Source organism: Leucobacter sp. 1207-22, from assembly GCF_052850455.1.
In genome coordinates, this window is record NZ_VXCR01000006.1 from 99,341 (window position 1) to 116,484 (window position 17,144).

The following is a 17,144-nucleotide window of genomic DNA, read 5'->3' on the forward strand; positions in this document are numbered from 1 at the left end:
CAATGGCAAACCCGCAGATTGATCGTTTCACCCCGATGTTCCCCATCGCGGGTGCGGCCGAACTCGCTGAGATGCACCCGCAGACGCTGCGGCAATACGACCGCATTGGGCTCGTAGTGCCGCAGCGCACCCGGGGCAACACTCGGCGGTACTCGCTGCACGACGTCTCGCAGCTGCAGACGATTGCTCGTCTGTCTGCTGAGGGGCTGAGTCTTGAGGGGATTCGCCGCGTTCTCCAGCTGGAGGACCGCGTGCGAGACCTTGAAGACCAGGTGCACGATCTTGAGCGCGCGCTCGCGCAGGAGCGCATGCAGCGCCCTGAGCGACGTGTGTTCGCTGCGGGCTCTGCTGGCGCGGCAGTCACGCTCAAGCGTGGCACCCGTACGAAGCGAAATGCCGACGTCATGGTCTGGCAGCCAGGAGTGGTGTGGAAGAGCGAATGACGCTCGACGAGTGCTTTGCGATGCTCGGGCGCGATCCAGATGTGGACGCGCCCGAGCTCTTCGCGTATGACGCGGCGGATCACCTCCTGCTTGAGACCGCGGCGCCACATCTGGGCGGTCTGGCTCCGGGCGAACTTGTCGTGATTGGTGACCGCCACGGCGCGCTAACGCTCGGTGCTGCCCAGGTCTCAGGGCAGCGCGGGATTCGTACCTATCAGGACCCGGTGCTCGGCGAACGGGCGCTCGCGCGTAACGCAGAGCGTCTTGGGTTCACTGGTGCGACTGCCCGAGAGGTCTACACGTCGCACTCGCTCGATTCTGCGTTGCTCGCAGGTGCGCGTGTGGTGCTGCTGCAGCTTCCGCGCGCTCTCGATGCGCTTGACGAGATTGCTGCGTGGATTGCTGCGGAAGCTGCTCCAGATGTCGTAGTGTTCGCCGGTGGTCGCGACAAGCATATGTCCCGTTCTATGAATGACATTCTTGCTCGCTATTTCGGTGAAGTTTCCGCTGGCCGTGGCGTGCGTAAGGCACGAGTGCTGACGGCGACGCAACCTCGGGCTGATGCCGCAGGTGTTGCGTTCCCTCGATGGGGCCGCGACCCAGAACTCAGCTTTGAGCTTGCGTCGTTTGGGGCGACCTTCGGTGGGCCAACATTTGATCACGGCAGTCGCCTGCTGCTCGCCGGCCTCCGTGCTGAGCACACTGGCAGTGCCTCGCTGCGATCCACGCCCCGACGTATTGTCGATCTCGGCTGCGGGAACGGGGTGCTCGCGGTGTCTGCTGCGCTGCTGTACCCCGAGGCTGAGATCATTGCGACCGACCAGTCGCAGGCCGCTGTCGCGGCGACCACACTCACTGCGGAGCGTGCGGGGGCTGACATCGCGGATCGAATGACGGTGCACCGTGCTGATGGCATGGAGGCCGTGCCAGACGGCTGGGCTGATCTGGTGCTGTTGAACCCGCCGTTTCACACCGGTGCAACGGTGCATGCTGAGGTGGCGCATCGGCTCATTAAGGCATGCGCACGCGCGCTTGCGCCCGGCGGCGAGCTACGCATCGTGTTCAATTCACACATGCGGTACCGTCCGCTCGTGGAGCGTCAAATTGGGACAACCCGTCAGGTTGCGAGAGACAAAACCTTTACCGTGCTGTCATCGATCCGCGCCCAGTGAAGACGCGAATGAGCGAACCGTGCTCGCTGTCTCATGCACTTCGTGACGTGAACTGACCGGCTCGTTATTGCTCTTCAGTGGCCTTGCGGGCGCGCTCATCGATGAGGTCACGTGCGGTGACCTGATGTGTGCTTGGCCCGTACAAATCTGAAGTGATCCCGGTAATGAACGTTGCGGGATCAATCTCGAGGGCAGAGGCAATTCGCACGAGAGTCTCAGCGGTGGGGCTTGAGGCCCCGCGTTCAATCTTGCCGATTGTCGTCCAATTGATATTGGCGAGCTCACCGAGATCCTCGAGAGAAATACCAAACGCCTGGCGCGCAGTGCGCATGCGGACGCCGATCTGAACGGCGGCCTGTGAGTGGATCTTGGGCACGTACCCAAGAGTGCCCGTATTGAACAAATAACACCAATGTCTTTACACCTAGGGAAAAATAACCTAGTGCGAGCGTATGGCGAATTCCGCATCTAGCGGTGGGAAGATGAAACGCATGAGCAACTCACTGCACCCGGAACCGAGCGTCATGATCGTGTGCGACTACTCACTGAGCTATCTTGGTGGTGCGCAGATCGCGCTCGTGCGACAAGCCCGGGCGCTTGCAGATGCTGGTTGGCGCGTGACTGTTGTAGCGCCAGATGCCACGCAGACGTTCCGGGCGGATCGCCCAACCAACCTCGCGACTCGCGACCCCAAAGTGCTCTTTACGCTGCCCGGTCTCGACTTGCCAATGCTGCCGACCCGAGGCCGACTCAGCCGTGCGCTTGTGAAGCTCGGCAAGCAACAGAACATTGATGGCATCATCGTGCACTCGGAATTTGCCCTTGCGGCAGCAGCGCTGGAAGCGGCAAGAGAGCTGGATGTTCCACTTCTACACACCGTGCATACCTACTTCTGGGATGCGCCGAAGGCACTCGCACCGGTCGCTCCCGTGGTGACGGCGTTCCACCGCACGCTGACCGGGCTGCCTGGAAAGCAGAAGTTCCGCGGCAGCACGACCATCAATAATGCCCTCCGCAGTATGACCCACAGATTGGCAGTCGAAGCGGACGCGGTCATTTCGCCGTCACGCCATCAGGCTGACGCGCTACGTATTGCCGGGGTTGAGAACGTACATGCCTTGTCGAATGTCGTGCAGCCGCTTGTCTCAGAAACTACGCCAGAGGCCGGTGTCGACGGGCTCGACGGTGAACCCCACGCGCCTGACACAGCCCATCTTCGGCTGGTCTGGGCGGGTCGCTTCGCGCCAGAAAAGCGAATTGAAGTGGTACTTGAGGGGATCCGCCTCGCGCGGGCTGGCCTTGCGAGCGCCGGCGCTGGAGAGAACGCCATTCACATCGATATCGCCGGTGGCCATGGCGAGTTTGAGCCGGGCGTCACCTATCACGGACGGCTTGAGAGCGACGAAGTTGGCGAGCTTATTTCACGCGCCAACGCCGTCGTGCTGACATCGCTCGGATTCGACAACCAGCCGATGATCGCGCTAGAGGCTTGTGCGCGTAAGCGTCCCGTGATCGTGAGTGATCCCGTGCTTGCACGTGAGTTTGGCGAAGCTGCGATCAACGCGGCGGGCGACGGAACCGAGTCTGGCGACGCGGCAGCGCTTGCGAACGTGCTTATCGGTCTCGCAATCGATCGTGGCGCGCTTGACGCCGCCGGTCAGGCCGCTGAAGCATATGCACGCGACCGACAGGGCAGCGCCCACGCAGCAGGAATCGCAGCAATCTTGCAGGCAGGTTGCCGAGCGGCGTAGGAAAAATCCCTGTTAGCTTCGTAAGCTTGAAGTAGTGAAACCGTGAGCATCCGCTCATGTACTGAAAGTGAGAACCGTGGGAACTACACCGAGCGACGCCGGAACTGCGCCTGTGAAGGGAGACCAGCGACCGCTGCGGATCCTGCAGGCATGTGACACGTTCTCGCCCGACGTGAACGGCGCGGCACGGTTCACTGAGCGACTTTCTGCCGGACTCGTGCGGCGCGGCAACGACGTGCATGTCATCGCGCCTTCTGCCTCGTACAAGCGCAAGGGCCGCTTTGTCGAGACGATCGAGGGCGAGACGATGACGGTGCACCGCATCCCGAGCTACCGCTGGTACCCGCACGACTGGCTCTGGTTCGTGCTGCCCTGGCGTGCACGGCACTACGCAAAGGTCGTGCTTGATGAGGTGCAGCCCGATGTCATCCACATCCAGTCACACATTGTGTTGGGTAAGGGCGTCTCCGAGGAAGCCGAAAAGCGCGGTATCCCCATCGTGGCAACGAACCACGTGATGCCCGAGAACGTGCTCGACTTCACCCTGCTCCCGCCAATTGCCAAGCGCTCGTTCGTGCGCTGGGGCTGGAAAGCTGCTGACAAGGTATTGCGTCGTGCTCGCGCGGTCACGACGCCTACCCGCCGTGCCGCTGACTTCCTCGAGCGCAGTACCGAGCGCCGTGGCGTGCTGCCAGTGAGCTGTGGTCTGCGTGCTGCTGATTATGAGGCTGTCGTGGGCCCACGCTCAGAAAACAAGATTGTGTTTGTTGGTCGCGTCACTCAGGAAAAGGAGATCGATGTCATCATTCGCGCGCTCGGTCGCCTCGATGCGGGCCTGAACGCCTCCTTCACCATCGTTGGTGACGGCGATCAGCGCAAGAACCTTGAAAAGCTCGTTGCAGAGCTCGGCCTGCAAGACCGCGTGCATTTCACTGGTCGCGTCACTGACGAAGAACTGCGACGGAACCTCACTGAGGCGAGTGTCTTCGTGATCGCCTCGATCGCGGAGTTGCAGTCCATCGCGACGATGGAAGCGATGGCCTCCGGTCTGCCGATCATTGCGGCTGACGCGATGGCGCTGCCGCACCTCGTCGATGAGGGGAAGAACGGTTTCCTGTTCCAACCTGGTAACGATCGCGAACTTGCTGACTATCTCACGAGGGTGTTTACTGCGTCGCCAGCCGAGTACGAAAAGATGCAGCTTGCGTCCCTCGAAGCGGTCAAGGTGCACGACATTGATCGCACGCTCGACACCTTTGAGGCGTTGTATCGCGGGGCTGACCCCGCAGATCTCGCATCTCCTGCGAAGCACTAACGAGTTGCGCAACGGAGCGCGGATCGGAGCCTCGCTGTTGCCAGAATCTTCACGGCGCAGGCGAACTTTCTCAGTCAGCCAGAAGCTGATCGTCAGCTCCGTGGCCTAATCTGGAGGGTATGACTCAACAGAGGCCTACGAAAACGCGCGCAAAAAGCTCGCGCGCGCGCACCGTGACCACGAGTACCGGCCGCAAGATCAGCGGCGTATTTGGTGCAATTGCGATGAGCGTTGTTGCCGGTGTACTTGTGGCAGCTGCGGTGACGCCAGTCGTCGCAGTGAGCGGTTTTGCTGCGTCTTCAGCAGTGAGCTTGTTCGAGAACTTGCCGGAACACATTGATCCAGGCACGCTCCCTCAGCCATCGACGATCTACGCGAAGAATCCGAACGTTGAGGGCGGTCTTGAGAAGGTCGCTGACTTCTACTCGCAGGACCGCGAGGTCGTTGAGTGGGACGAGATCAGCCAGTATGTGAAGGACGCGGTCGTCTCTGAGGAGGATCCGCGCTTCTACACCCATGGCGGTGTCGACGTGCTTGCTGCGAGCCGAGCAGTATTGCAGAACGCCGCGGGCTCTGGTTTCTCTGGTGCTTCGACAGTCACGATGCAGTACGTGCGTAACGTACTCATCCAGGAGTCGCTCGCCCACGCAGACGAGGCTGACCGTGAGGCAGCGTACGAGGATGCGATGGAGCAGACCGTCGAGCGCAAGCTCAAGGAGATGCGTTACGCGATCTCGATTGAGAAGAAGAACACGAAGGATCAGATCCTTCTGGGGTACCTGAACATTGCACTGTTCGGTAACCGCGTGTACGGCATCGAGTCAGCTGCACACTACTACTTCAACACGACTGCGAAGGATCTCACGCTGCCTCAGGCTGCAAGCCTCGCAGCTATCGTGAATGCCCCGAACGCGCTCGCGATCGACGACCCCGACAACCTCGAGGCGAACAAAGAGCGTCGTGACCTGATGCTGCACTCGATGTACAAGCACGGCCGCATCACCGAGGCTCAGTACGAAGAGGCCATTGCAACTCCGGTTGAGCCTCACATCACGCCTCGCGTGGCTGGTTGTTCTGCGGCAGAAGCACGTGGCATGGGTAGCTTCTGCAACTACGTGCAGCGGTATATCCAGAACGACCCGAACTTCGGCGCGACTCAGCAGGAGCGCGACTACAACTTCAACCGTGGCGGCTGGCAGATCATCGCTACGGTGAACCCTGAGCTCCAAGCAGCGGCGACCTCGGCCGTGCGTGACAACGTTCCCGCAATCGAGGACGGCATTTCAATTGGTGCGACCGCGGTGAGTGTTGAGGTGGGAACGGGCAAAGTTCTTGCGATGACTCAGAACCGTCCGTTTAGTGAGGACCCAGACGTTCTCGCAGCGAACCCGGGCTACACGAGTATCAACTACAACACGGACTATGACTACGGTGGGTCTGGCGGCTTCCAGGTTGGTTCGACGTTCAAGCCGATTACGCTCGCGGAGTGGATCCGCACTGGTCACTCGGTGAGAGACCGCGTGAATGTTGACGCACGTACCGTGCAAGAAAGCTCCTTCAGCGCAAAGTGCATGCCCGACGGTGTGTACGGCTACGGTTCGTTCGGCTTCCAGAACGATGACAACCGATACAAGGGCGGCCAGCAGGTGCTGACGGCAACCCAGTGGTCGGTCAACGGTGGCTTCATCTCGATGCAGCAAGAGATGGACCTCTGTGACACGTTCGATCTTGCAGAGAAGCTCGGCGTGCATCGTGCTGCTCCGATGACGAACGAAGATCTCGACAACTACGGAACCACAAAGTTGACCCGCGTGCCCTCGGGCGTCTTCGCGGGTGTTGATGAGGTCGCACCTGTCACCATGGCGAACGCGTACGCGGCATTCGCTGGCGACGGCACCGTGTGTGACGCGGTCCCGATCGAAAAGATCACCGACTCTGATGGTAAAGAAATGAAATTCACCGGCGGCAACTGCCGCGAGGCGATCTCACCCGAGGTCGCAGCTGGTGTGGCATACGCGCTTGAAGCAACCGTGAACGGTGGTTTGGCAAGCTCTGCTCAGTCATACATCGGCGTTCCGCACCTCGGTAAGACCGGTTCGACGGATGATTACGTTGATACCTGGCTCATTGCGTCAAGCTCGCGCGTCTCGACCGCGGTCTGGGTGGGCAACGTCGAGGGCAAGGTCAGCCTGATTCCTTACGGCTACAACAATTCGCGTCACGCAATCATGCCCCGCATCTTCGAGGTCGCCGACAACATCTACGGCGGAGAGGCGTTCCCCGCACCGAGTGAGTCGGCTCTCCGTCAAACCGCGGTTACCGTACCTGACGTAAAGGGCAAATCCGTGGAAGAGGCGACGCGCATCCTCGAGGCGCAGGGCTTCACCGTGGCTGACGGTGGTGACACCGACTCTGAGCTCGCTCGTGGTCTCGTGGCTCGCACGGATCCAGGTGCCGGCGGCGACGCATGGATGGGTGCGACGATCACGCTCTTCAAGAGCTCTGGCAACATGACAAAGGTGCCGGACGGGCTCACTGGTGTGACCGGAAACGTTGCGGGCGAACGACTCGCGGCCGTCTCCCTGAACGCCGAGTTCGTTTGCGAGACCGGCGACAAGCCAGATCCAGGTAAGAACAAGGTTGTGAGCGTAGATCCGGCCTCAGGTACCGCGGTGAAGAGCGGGTCCAAGGTAAAAATCAAGCTTGCTTGCGCCACTGAGGAAAAGCAGGACTGACACAGTAGGGGCGGCCCCGGGATGCATTTCCCGGGGCCGCCCCTACATTTGCTGCTTGTGAGCTGCGCGGATCCGCCCACTCAGTCTTGCCGTGCGGAGGCGGTCGCCTCACGTCGCATGGGAGTGTGCGGGATGTCGTCTTCGAGATACTCTGGGCCGCACGTGACGAATCCGAACCGTGCATACCAGTGAGTAAGGTGCGATTGAGCGTGCAAAATCGCGGGGGAGCCATCGGTGAGTGCGAGCGCCTCACGAATCAGATCTGCCGCAGCACCCTTGCCGCGCCACTCAGGTGCGGTCGCAACCCGTCCGATAGCGACGAGACCTGGCTCTTCACCGGACTCGTCGAGCACGCGTACCGTCGCGGCGATCGTGCCTTCTTCGGTGACCGCCCACAGCTGCATGGTTGTCGGTTCGAGGTCTCGACCGTCAGCATCGAGGTAGACACAATTCTGCTCAACCACGAAGATTTCCTGCCGCAACTGCATGATGCCGTAGAGCGCTGCTGGGGGGAGCTCGTCGACGCCGTGTGCCGTATGCAGGGTGAGGCCAGAGGTGAGTTGGCGATTGCTTGGTGTCATGCGCCGATTCTGCCATGGCGGTGGTGCAAACAGCCGGACATTGGTCGTGCGCGACATGCCGAGTGAGAAAAATGCTGGCTTCGATTTCCCATTTCCGGGAGGAAGCCGCTAAAGTTAATGCTTGTTCGCGTTCGCGCGTTCAACCTGGCGGATTGCCCGAGCGGCCAAAGGGAGCTGACTGTAAATCAGCCGCGCAAGCTACGTGAGTTCGAATCTCGCATCCGCCACAGGGTAAAAACCCCGGTTCTTCGGAACCGGGGTTTTCTGTTTGATGCCGGTCTTCGCCCGGTGGTGCCCGCTCTTGCTCGTGAGTGGGCGCTGCTGTCGTGCTTACGCGTTGGTAGTCCTGTGTAACCTTGCAGCGCGGTCATAGTCAATTGCTACTATGAGCAGCTGTGGCGATAGAAGATCTCGGATATGCTGAGGCGGCCTTCAGCGACGCCGAATTGTGTGACGTGATCCGCGAGGGCGATGCTTGGCCGCTTGCTGTGCTCTGGGAACGGCATCACGAGGTTGCCTTGCGGTGGGCGAAGGGGAAAGACCCGCAGGCCGCTGAGGACATTGTTGCTGATGCATTTGACGCGGTATACCGCGAGCTCCTACGCGGTAAGGGGCCAACCGATTCCTTCCGTAGCTATCTCTTTCGAACAATCAACACCGGCTTCTCCAAGCACTGGACCGTGGAAAAACGGACAGTAGGCACCGAAGATCTCGACGTGGTGATTGATCCCACGGCACCCATGAACGATGTGCTGCTCTCGGAACGTGAAGAGCAGCTTGCAGCGGCAGCGGCTCTGCGTGATCTTCCTGAGCGATGGAACTACGTGATCCTCGAAGTTGAGGTTGGCGGGCGCTCGGTGCAGGACGTGGCTGCTGAACTCGAGATGTCACCCAACTCGACGTCGGTATTGCTCAAGCGTGCAAAAGAAGGGCTGCGGAAGTCGTGGCTGAAACGCATGCATCCACCGGCCGAACTGAATGGCGATTGCGCAAAGTGCGTCGCCCAATTTAGCGAGATTCGTTGGGGTAAAAAGAACGGCAAACGACGAGGTGAGGCCGAAGCACACCTCGAGGGATGCCAGGCGTGCCGTTCCCGCTGGAAGCGGTTCGTCGAGCAGGCTGCGGTCATTGGCATGGTCAGTGCCGGTGTGATCGCTGTGAACAAGAATTGGAAGCGCAGTGCGCTCGTCGGCACGGGAGCTGCAGCAGCATCCATCGGCGTGCTCGCCGTGGCGGCAGGGCTTGCGATTCCGATGTTCATGGAACCACCTGCGCCGTTGCCAATGCCGGTACCTGAGCAGATCCAATCTCCGCCAGCGGAGCCAGATGCGGCGACCGACGCTGATGGTGAAGGTGGTCTTGGCCGGTCTGAGGGCGAGCGGCTGGATGCCGACTCGGCTGGAAGCGCGGCCGATGGCTCGACAGCGGCGGATCCTGCGCAGGATCCGCCGTCGGAAGTGGCAAGTGACGCCGATTCACGCGTGGATGACATCCAGGCGGCGCAGCCTGGCCTGCCGCCGACGATGGAGTTCTCAAATTCCGCTCACGTGAACGTGAACGACCTCGATCTTGACGGTGACGGAGAACCAGGCGCCCCGACGAACGAGGTGTGGTCACGGTGGGGCGGCGTGCAAGCGGTGAAAGTCGACGCGAGTGATCCCGAACGTGGCATTGCGGGTGCGCGTTTTCGGCTCTGGGCAAGCTCGCAAGCCGTTGACTGTGTGAGTAGCGCCGACCTGGTTCCCGTTGCGGCACCTGACGGCAGCGACTTCATCGTGGTCTCTGGCGCACAGGGACTCATTGAGATTCCTGCACTCTGGGTGGGCGATGACGAACGTGACGGCGGCACGATGGAGAACGGCCTGTCGCAGCGGTGTTATGTGCTTGAGGAGATCGCCGCGCCACGGGGGTATGTGCTGCCGAGCGGTCAGGCTGCGCGCACAGAGGTGATTGCGCGCTCAGTACTCACGAGTGAGCACCCACAGCCGGTGACCATCGTTAACGCCCGCAGTCGCTGGGCTGCGCTGGTCAATACGGGCGGTCCGAGCCCGTACCTCCTGGCCGGTGGTGGCGTGCTGATAGTGGTTTCTGGTGGTCTGTTGCTCCTCACGCGTAGGCAAAACACTGTCGCAAAATAAATTATGAAAAATATTTACTTAACCGCGTCACATTAACTTCATCTCTTTCTCTCTTCCCTTGAGTGGCAATTATCGGGAAAAATTGCCTCGTTAGTTTGAACGCAGGGGCGGGGGACAAGATGGCTGCACAGCGACGGCATGTACGGCGCAGCAGAGTGATGAACGCGGTGATTGCCGGGGTCATGAGTCTGTTGGTGCTGTGCACCGGGCTCAGTGCTTCGGCATTTGCTGCGGATAGTGATGTTTCGGTTGCGATCCGCCCGATTGACACTGAAGTGCTCTCAGGCGAGAACATCACCTTCGAGGTGCTGTGGCAGTGCGGCAGCACCAACTCGCCGCAGTGTAACGGCGGCAAGATCGAGGTGCCGGTACCACTCGGTCAGCCCGATGATCTGGTGTTCAAGGTCGAGGGCTTTACCGCTGTCACCGTAGACGGCCAGAGCTATCCAGTACAGCTGGTTGGCAGCGGTGCCGAAAGCAGACTCGTATGGGACATGCCAGCCACGATGACCGGCTCGAACTCCGGCACCGTGACCTTCATGCTCAAGACCCAGAACTGGGTGACTCCCGATGGCACGACCGTCGCCCCGACCGCGACGCTCACCTCAAGCCTTGGCACTGCATCGGCAACTTCTGCACCAGCAGTGATCCGCTCAGACATTGCGCTGAAGGTCGACAAGGTGAAGATTGCACCTGCTGAGGATCCATACGTCGATAGCGACGTCACGTACCAGGTGCGTGCCGGGTACCCGAAGCAGTGGAGTGCAAACGGGTCGTTCACCTCCTATGGAAACATCTGTCAGGAGCCGGGTTTCTGGGCGATGAAGGATCTCGTCGTTGTTGACCAGTTGCCACCAGGAACCGTGTTCAAATCTGCGTCCTCTGGTGGCGTGTATGACGCTCAAGCACACACTGTGACTTGGAACCTCGGCAACTCTGCATCCGAAGACGCGATGGGGATTGCGAAGTGTGACTCATCAACGTTCAACAAGAGCATGCTCGTGACCGTGAACTTCCCGGCCACAAAGTTTACTGATGCTGCGAACAATCACATCAAGCAGACCAATAACGTCACCGCGACTTCGACGCCTTGGCTGCGCCCGAATACCGAACTCACTGATGCGGCATCGACCTCGCATTACGTCCGTATCGGTGCTGATGGAAAATTCACTGTGCAAAAGGGCATTTCATATGCACAGTCGAATGTGAACTCACGCCAGTTCTGGCGCGGTGCCGAGAGCTCGAATGGTGACTGGGTGCGAGGCTACCTGCACCAGTTCAGCATTGAAGGGACAGGCAACGCGAGCGGAACCTGGAGCCTGATGGACATGTTGCCGTGCGGTTGGACGTCGCCAACGGATCCGCAGTCCACTGAGTGCGCAAAGCCTGCCTACAAGCAGATCTCGTTCGGCTCAAACGGCAGCATGTCGAAGCTTGAGGTGCATTGGCAGACGAATCAGGGTCGTACCGGAATTTGCACGATCGCAGAGGGGAACGTCGTTGGCGACTCCGCTGTGCGTTTCTGTGATGGTGCAAGCGAAGCACAGCCGATCCCTATGGCTGCCGGCGAGTGGATCACAAAGTTTTGGCTCGCAGATAACCCGGTGAAGGCCGGTACCAAGGGCAAGCTGTTCCTCTTTGGAACGGTGAGTGACGACATTCCCCTGGACAACTCGCAGGCAGTGGCCGATGGCGTCTACCAGCCCCATTTCCTCACCACAGGTACCGCCGCACCAACACCTGTGCGCGGCGTCACACCCGCATCAGAGCATCCGCTGTGGGTGACCATTGAGAACTGCACCGTTGACAACACGGTGAAGTGGAATGGCGGATCGATGACGCGGAATGGCGCGCTTGTCGATTCAAACCAAGAGGGGCGCTGCGGCTACAACCGAATCGTGCGTGATCCGGTGAACATCTACACCGTGAAGCGCATGTACAACCCGCTCACCGCTGACACGATCGACGAAAAGAACGCGCAGCCGCTTGCAAAACCAGGCGATGCACTGCGAGTTGAGGTCGTTACTCAACGCGAGACTTGGTACTCCGAGTACGAAGCTGACAAGAAGCGAACCTTCACCCCAACAATCACTGAGATCTTGCCAGAGAACCTGGCCTACGATCCTTCGTCGAAGCTGCACCTTGCACTCGAAGGCAACCCGATGCGGGGCGAAGACGCGGTCATCGCGAAGCTCGGTGAACCACGTGTCACGGTGACGAACGTGCAGATTGATGGGAAAACTCGCGTCAAGATCGTCGTTGATTTTCCGAATGTGCCTGCCGGTGGCGGCCTGAAGATCTACGACGAAAAGCTCAACATTCGTGATGTCTTGACCGTCGGTTTCGACGTGCGCGTTAAGGACAGCGTGCCCGCTGCGACGTACAAGAACTACACCCTGGTCCAGGCCGCTGAAGCTGCGACGGGATACCTCGTGTGTGCATCACCTGGTCGCTACGCTGATCCAAACGTGTTGAACGGGTCGACGACTTGGGGCGACTTGAGCTTCGCGAACAAGGTGCAGGGTCCTGACGCTGACACTGGCTGTCGTGCCGAGAAGCCCTACACGGTTGTTGAGGGCCCAGGCATGGGCTCGCACAAAGAGGTACAGGGCGTACACGACGCACAGTTCGTTCCTTCTCCGGGCGTGGGCTCAACTGACCGCACTGGTGTTGCGACCTACCGCATTCCAGTGGTGAACACTGGCAACGTCGACATGCGCAACGTAGTGGTCTACGACCTGCTGCCACGCGTGGGTGACCATGGTGTTCGCCCGGGTGCTGACGCTCGTGGTTCGCAGTTTGACGTCTTCATGACTGGTGCGGTGACCGGCCTCCCAGCTGACGCTGTGGTGCAGTACTCCAAATCAACGAATCCGTGCCGCGGCGAGCTCGCAGGCAACGGCGGCGGAAGCCGTACGAGTGCACCAAGCGGATGCATTGATGACTGGACGACAGCCGCACCCGGAAACTGGGCAGATGTCACTGGTATTCGTATCGACTTCGGAGCACGAGTGTGGAAGCCGGCCGACGCGTTCGTCGGCACCTTCCCAGCGGTCGCTGGTGAGAACGGTGACCTGACCGGAATCGCCTGGAACAACGTCGCGATTGCCGCAAACCGCAACTCGAACGGCACCGCGATTCTCCCGAGTGAAGCGTCGAAGGTTGGCTTGCAGCTTGCCCCGGATCTCGCGTGGCGCAAGGTTGACGGTGCGAGCGGTCAGACGCTGCTCGCCGGTTCAGAATGGACGCTGACTCCGGTCGTTGCAGAGGGTGGACGCATGCCCACTGGCGAATGGCCGCGCACGATCATTGATTGCGAGCTCGCGAGCTCGTGTGGTGAAGATCGGGACGCTGCGCCTGGACGCTTCACGCTCGCGGGAATTCCGTGGGGCACCTACGACCTCGTTGAAACGAAGGCGCCCTCGGGTTATGTGCTGGCGAAGCAGCCGATCCGAATCGTGATCGGGCCGGGCAAACTCGATGAAGCGTCATGGACCTACGAGTTTGGAACCATCTCCAACTTCAAGCCCGGCGTGAATGTGAGCTGGGAGAAGGTCGATCCGGAGCAGCAGCGACTCGCGGGATCCGCGTGGGAGTTGCAGCCCGTCGACGCCGCAGGCGAACCGGTTGCGGGGGCCGAGGCGATTGCAGTGACCGACTGCGTGCGCGACGACGCAGCCGACTGTACCGGACGCGATACTGACCCAGTGGCTGGCAAGTTCTTGCTCACCAATGTTCCGCCGGGGACGTACCACCTCGTTGAGACCAAGGCGCCACCAGGATTTGTGCAGCTGCGTGACCCGATCGTCGTCGAGATCGCGGGAGACACTGCTGTGTCAATCGGCAAGATCACCAATACCCAGATTGAGGTTCCCGGCCTGCCACTTACCGGCGGAATCGGTTCGTTCCTCTTCTTCATCGGTGGTGGCCTGTTGATCGGAATCACGGCACTGCTCGTGACCCGTTCGGCACGAGCCAAGCGCACCGCCTAATCACACAAGTTTCATACTCTTCCGCGCCCAGTAACTCAGCGGGTGCGCGGATCACACCACTGCCGAATATCGGTAGCTCAGAAAGGAATATCCATGTCTCAGAACTCTGCACCGCGCGCATTGCGCCGCGGCCTCGCAGCATCGGCGGCGCTCGCTGTCGGCGCGCTGGGTCTGTTTGCTGGCGGTTCGGCAGCCTACGCCGAGAACATTGACACTGCTGCGGACGGATCGCTGACGATCCACAAGTTTGAAAACCCGGGCGGGGGCGCAATGAACCCTGACGGCAGCGGTACCGCACCATCGTCAAAGCCGATTGACGGCGTCGTCTTTGAGTACTGCAAGGTCGACGGCATCAACCTGTTCGATGGCTCGAATGCGGGTTGGAACACCCTGCGTGCGGTCACGGACGCGCAGCTCATCGGAGCTCGCACCGGTACTGCTCTTGGTGCACACACGCTCTCAGGTTGCACCGAGCTGCCAGCAACGGTCGATGGCATTGCGAAGAGTGGGCGCATGCCGCTTGGTGCGTATGTCGTGCGTGAAAAGTCAGCTCCGGCGAACGTGACGAAGAAGGCAGAGCCATTCATCGTGACGCTTCCGACCCCCGGCGTGAACCAGGGTGCTGGTGACGGCAGCTGGGTATACGACGTCAATCTGTACCCGAAGAACGATGTTGGCGACAAGCCACACAAGACCATCCAGGATCAGCCTGAGAACGGCTTCGTGCTCGGATCGAAGGTGAGCTACTCGATCACCCAGAAGGCTCCCGCTGTCACCGGTGACACCTACGCAAAGTTCGTGGTCACCGATACGCTCGATGAGCGCCTGACCGGTACCGAAGCGCCAGTTGTGTCGCTGAACGGTACTGCGCTCGTCGCAGGTACTGACTACACCGCGGCTTGGTCACAGGCGGGCACACCAGAGCGCTCAACTCTCACGGTGCAGCTCACCGGCGCACTCGCAAACCTCACCCAAGGTGACCTGGTGCAGGTCGATTTCCAGGCAACCGTAAAGTCACTGGGAAACGGTGAAATCGCCAACCAGGCACTGGTCAACGTGAATGACCTTGACATGGATGGCGATGGCAACCCCGGTACCCCCACTGAAGAGGTCTGGACCCGTTGGGGCCAGGTGAAGATGCAGAAGATCGATGCAGATAAGACCTCGAAGGGCCTGACCGGCGCTGAGTTCCGTGTGTGGATGAGCGAGAAGGCAGCAGACTGCCGCCTCGACGATGCGTTGACTCCCGTCACCAATGCTGATGGTTCGGACTACATCGCGACTTCGGGCGCAGACGGCGCAATCGAGATTCCTGGTCTGTGGATCGGCGATGACGAACTCAAGGGCGGCACCAAGACCAACGGTCTGACCGAACGTTGCTACGTACTTGAAGAGATCAAGGCACCGAACGGCTTCGTGCTTCCGACCGGTGACGACGCAAAGACTCAGGTCATTGTTCGCGCTGGTGCAGTGACCACTGTTCCTGTCGAGAACCAGATCCCGAACCGCCAGCAGGAAGTGCCGTCACTCCCACTGACCGGTGCGGCTGGCCAGGTACTCATGGTCGTCGGCGGGCTCGCGCTTGTCTCGATCGCAGCAGGATCGGTGATGATCGCTCGTCGCCGACAGAACTCAGAGGCGTAAGTCCTCTCCGCTGGGGGCGTTCGCGCCCCCAGCCTTGTACTCGTCGGTGCGGGGAAGTTACTGTTTCCCCCAAATGAGTCACCCGCCCCGTGCCGACGCCTCGCCGTTACCGTAGGAAGTCTTATGAATCGCCACGCAGCGCAGTCTCAGCAACTCCCCATCGCAGAGGCTTCGCAGCGTGGTGCGCGAAAACGGCGGGATCAGCAGTCGGTCGCAAGCGTAAAGAAGCGCAAGCGGCCGACTGCCTCTACGTGGATCACGGTTGCGTGTTGGCTGCTCGGAGTCGGCGTCATGCTCTACCCGACCACTGCGGCGTGGTTTTCACAGCTCAACCAGGCATCGATCATCGGCCTGTACGATCGTGAGCTTGCCCAGACGACCCCGGACCCTGCAACCCAGGTGAGCGAGGCGTACCGGTACAACGAGAGCCTGTCGGCTGGCGCACTCCTCCCCGCTGGAGCAAATGTCGCAGTTGGATCGGGAGAGCTTTCGCAACAGGAAACGGAATACCGCGAGCAGCTGAGCACTCCGAGCGGAGTGATGGCAAGGCTCCGAATTCCCTCGATCGACGTCGACCTTCCGATCTACCACGGCACTGACGAAGAGACACTGCTGCGAGGACTTGGCCACCTTGAGGGAACTTCACTCCCGGTCGGTGGCGAAAGCACCCGATCAGTGATCACCGGTCACCGTGGGCTTGCGAGCTCGCGCATGTTCACGGATCTCGACAAACTGAAGAAGGGTGACACCTTTACGATCGAGACCTTCGGTGAGGTGTTGACCTACCGGGTTCGCGAAACCGTGGTGGTTGAGCCTGATCAAACCGAGACCCTGCACCAGGAAGCTGGTGAGGACCTTGTGACGCTCATCACGTGTACGCCGCTCGGCGTGAACTCGCACCGCATCCTTGTGACGGGGGAGCGGATCTCTCCAACGCCACAGGGCGACCTCGATGCCGCCGGACAGCCGTCGGGTGTGCCAGGGTTCCCGTGGTGGGCAGTTGGGCTCGGTGGGGCTGTGGTGATTGCTGGCGCGTACGTGTTCTGGAGCACAACGCCACGTCGACGCGAGCCTCGGCGCTCGGCTGGACGGGCGGCAGCAATCGCGAGCAAGAATGCGGGCGCGGGCCGTGCAGAAGAGTCCGCTGAATCAGTCGCGGATTCTTCAGCGAATTCTTCAGCGGAGCAAGTCGAACGGTAGCTGCTGTTTGCAGCCAATGAGTTTTCGGGCGGATCTGTCTCGGAACACGCCCGTGTTTCTGTTCTGGTTTGCGTTCGGTCGGGGTTCGGCGTAATGTATTCCCTTGTCGCCGCAACGCAGCCGGGCAGCAAAGCTGGCCTGGTTGATTTGGTTTGCGGTTTCACCGAAACCAG

General features: G+C 60.5%; 11 protein-coding genes and 1 tRNA gene. 10 read left to right on the forward strand and 2 right to left on the reverse strand.

The window, feature by feature from the left end:
- Positions 1 to 2: 2 nt before the first annotated feature.
- The gene (locus FW756_RS11185; protein WP_446430237.1) at positions 3 to 443 is read left to right on the forward strand and encodes a heat shock protein transcriptional repressor HspR; all 441 of its coding nucleotides are present in this window, start codon (positions 3 to 5) and stop codon (positions 441 to 443) included.
- Positions 428 to 1,615: a class I SAM-dependent methyltransferase gene (locus tag FW756_RS11190; protein WP_446430238.1), complete on the forward strand. Its 1,188-nt coding sequence runs from the start codon at positions 428 to 430 to the stop codon at positions 1,613 to 1,615. The genes FW756_RS11185 and FW756_RS11190 overlap by 16 nt, the downstream gene beginning before the upstream one ends.
- Before the next feature lie 64 nt (positions 1,616 to 1,679).
- Here FW756_RS11190 and FW756_RS11195 read toward each other — a convergent pair whose 3' ends face one another.
- Complete coding sequence (locus FW756_RS11195; RefSeq protein ID WP_446430239.1) at positions 1,680 to 1,991, reverse strand: helix-turn-helix domain-containing protein; 312 nt, start codon at positions 1,989 to 1,991, stop codon at positions 1,680 to 1,682.
- Between the two features lie 115 nt (positions 1,992 to 2,106).
- Here FW756_RS11195 and FW756_RS11200 point away from each other — a divergent pair, with 115 nt between their 5' ends.
- From FW756_RS11200 to FW756_RS11210, 3 genes are all read left to right on the forward strand, one after another.
- Positions 2,107 to 3,366, forward strand: a complete 1,260-nt coding sequence (locus tag FW756_RS11200; RefSeq protein ID WP_446430240.1) for a glycosyltransferase family 4 protein — start codon at positions 2,107 to 2,109, stop codon at positions 3,364 to 3,366.
- Between the two features lie 76 nt (positions 3,367 to 3,442).
- The gene (locus FW756_RS11205) at positions 3,443 to 4,681 is read left to right on the forward strand and encodes a glycosyltransferase (RefSeq protein ID WP_446430241.1); all 1,239 of its coding nucleotides are present in this window, start codon (positions 3,443 to 3,445) and stop codon (positions 4,679 to 4,681) included.
- Positions 4,682 to 4,800: 119 nt separating this feature from the next.
- Entirely contained in the window at positions 4,801 to 7,416 is a 2,616-nt protein-coding gene (locus FW756_RS11210; protein ID WP_446430242.1) for a transglycosylase domain-containing protein, read from the forward strand.
- Between the two features lie 80 nt (positions 7,417 to 7,496).
- Here the strand turns inward: FW756_RS11210 and FW756_RS11215 are convergent, their stop codons facing one another.
- Positions 7,497 to 7,997, reverse strand: coding sequence for a GNAT family N-acetyltransferase (locus FW756_RS11215; RefSeq protein ID WP_446430243.1), 501 nt, complete (start codon positions 7,995 to 7,997; stop codon positions 7,497 to 7,499).
- A gap of 146 nt (positions 7,998 to 8,143) precedes the next feature.
- On the opposite strand from FW756_RS11215, the gene FW756_RS11220 reads away from it, so the two are divergent.
- The 5 genes from FW756_RS11220 to FW756_RS11240 all read left to right on the forward strand — a co-directional run bounded on the left by FW756_RS11220 (position 8,144) and on the right by FW756_RS11240 (position 16,971).
- A tRNA-Tyr gene (locus FW756_RS11220) sits at positions 8,144 to 8,224 on the forward strand.
- A 168-nt stretch (positions 8,225 to 8,392) separates the two neighbouring features.
- Positions 8,393 to 10,135 (forward strand): hypothetical protein, encoded by a 1,743-nt coding sequence (locus tag FW756_RS11225; protein WP_446430244.1) that lies wholly within the window; start codon positions 8,393 to 8,395, stop codon positions 10,133 to 10,135.
- A gap of 158 nt (positions 10,136 to 10,293) precedes the next feature.
- Complete coding sequence (locus FW756_RS11230; protein ID WP_446430245.1) at positions 10,294 to 14,127, forward strand: MSCRAMM family protein; 3,834 nt, start codon at positions 10,294 to 10,296, stop codon at positions 14,125 to 14,127.
- A gap of 93 nt (positions 14,128 to 14,220) precedes the next feature.
- Positions 14,221 to 15,771 (forward strand): SpaH/EbpB family LPXTG-anchored major pilin, encoded by a 1,551-nt coding sequence (locus tag FW756_RS11235; protein ID WP_446430246.1) that lies wholly within the window; start codon positions 14,221 to 14,223, stop codon positions 15,769 to 15,771.
- A gap of 123 nt (positions 15,772 to 15,894) precedes the next feature.
- Complete coding sequence (locus tag FW756_RS11240; protein ID WP_446430247.1) at positions 15,895 to 16,971, forward strand: class C sortase; 1,077 nt, start codon at positions 15,895 to 15,897, stop codon at positions 16,969 to 16,971.
- The last annotated feature ends 173 nt before the right edge of the window (positions 16,972 to 17,144 follow it).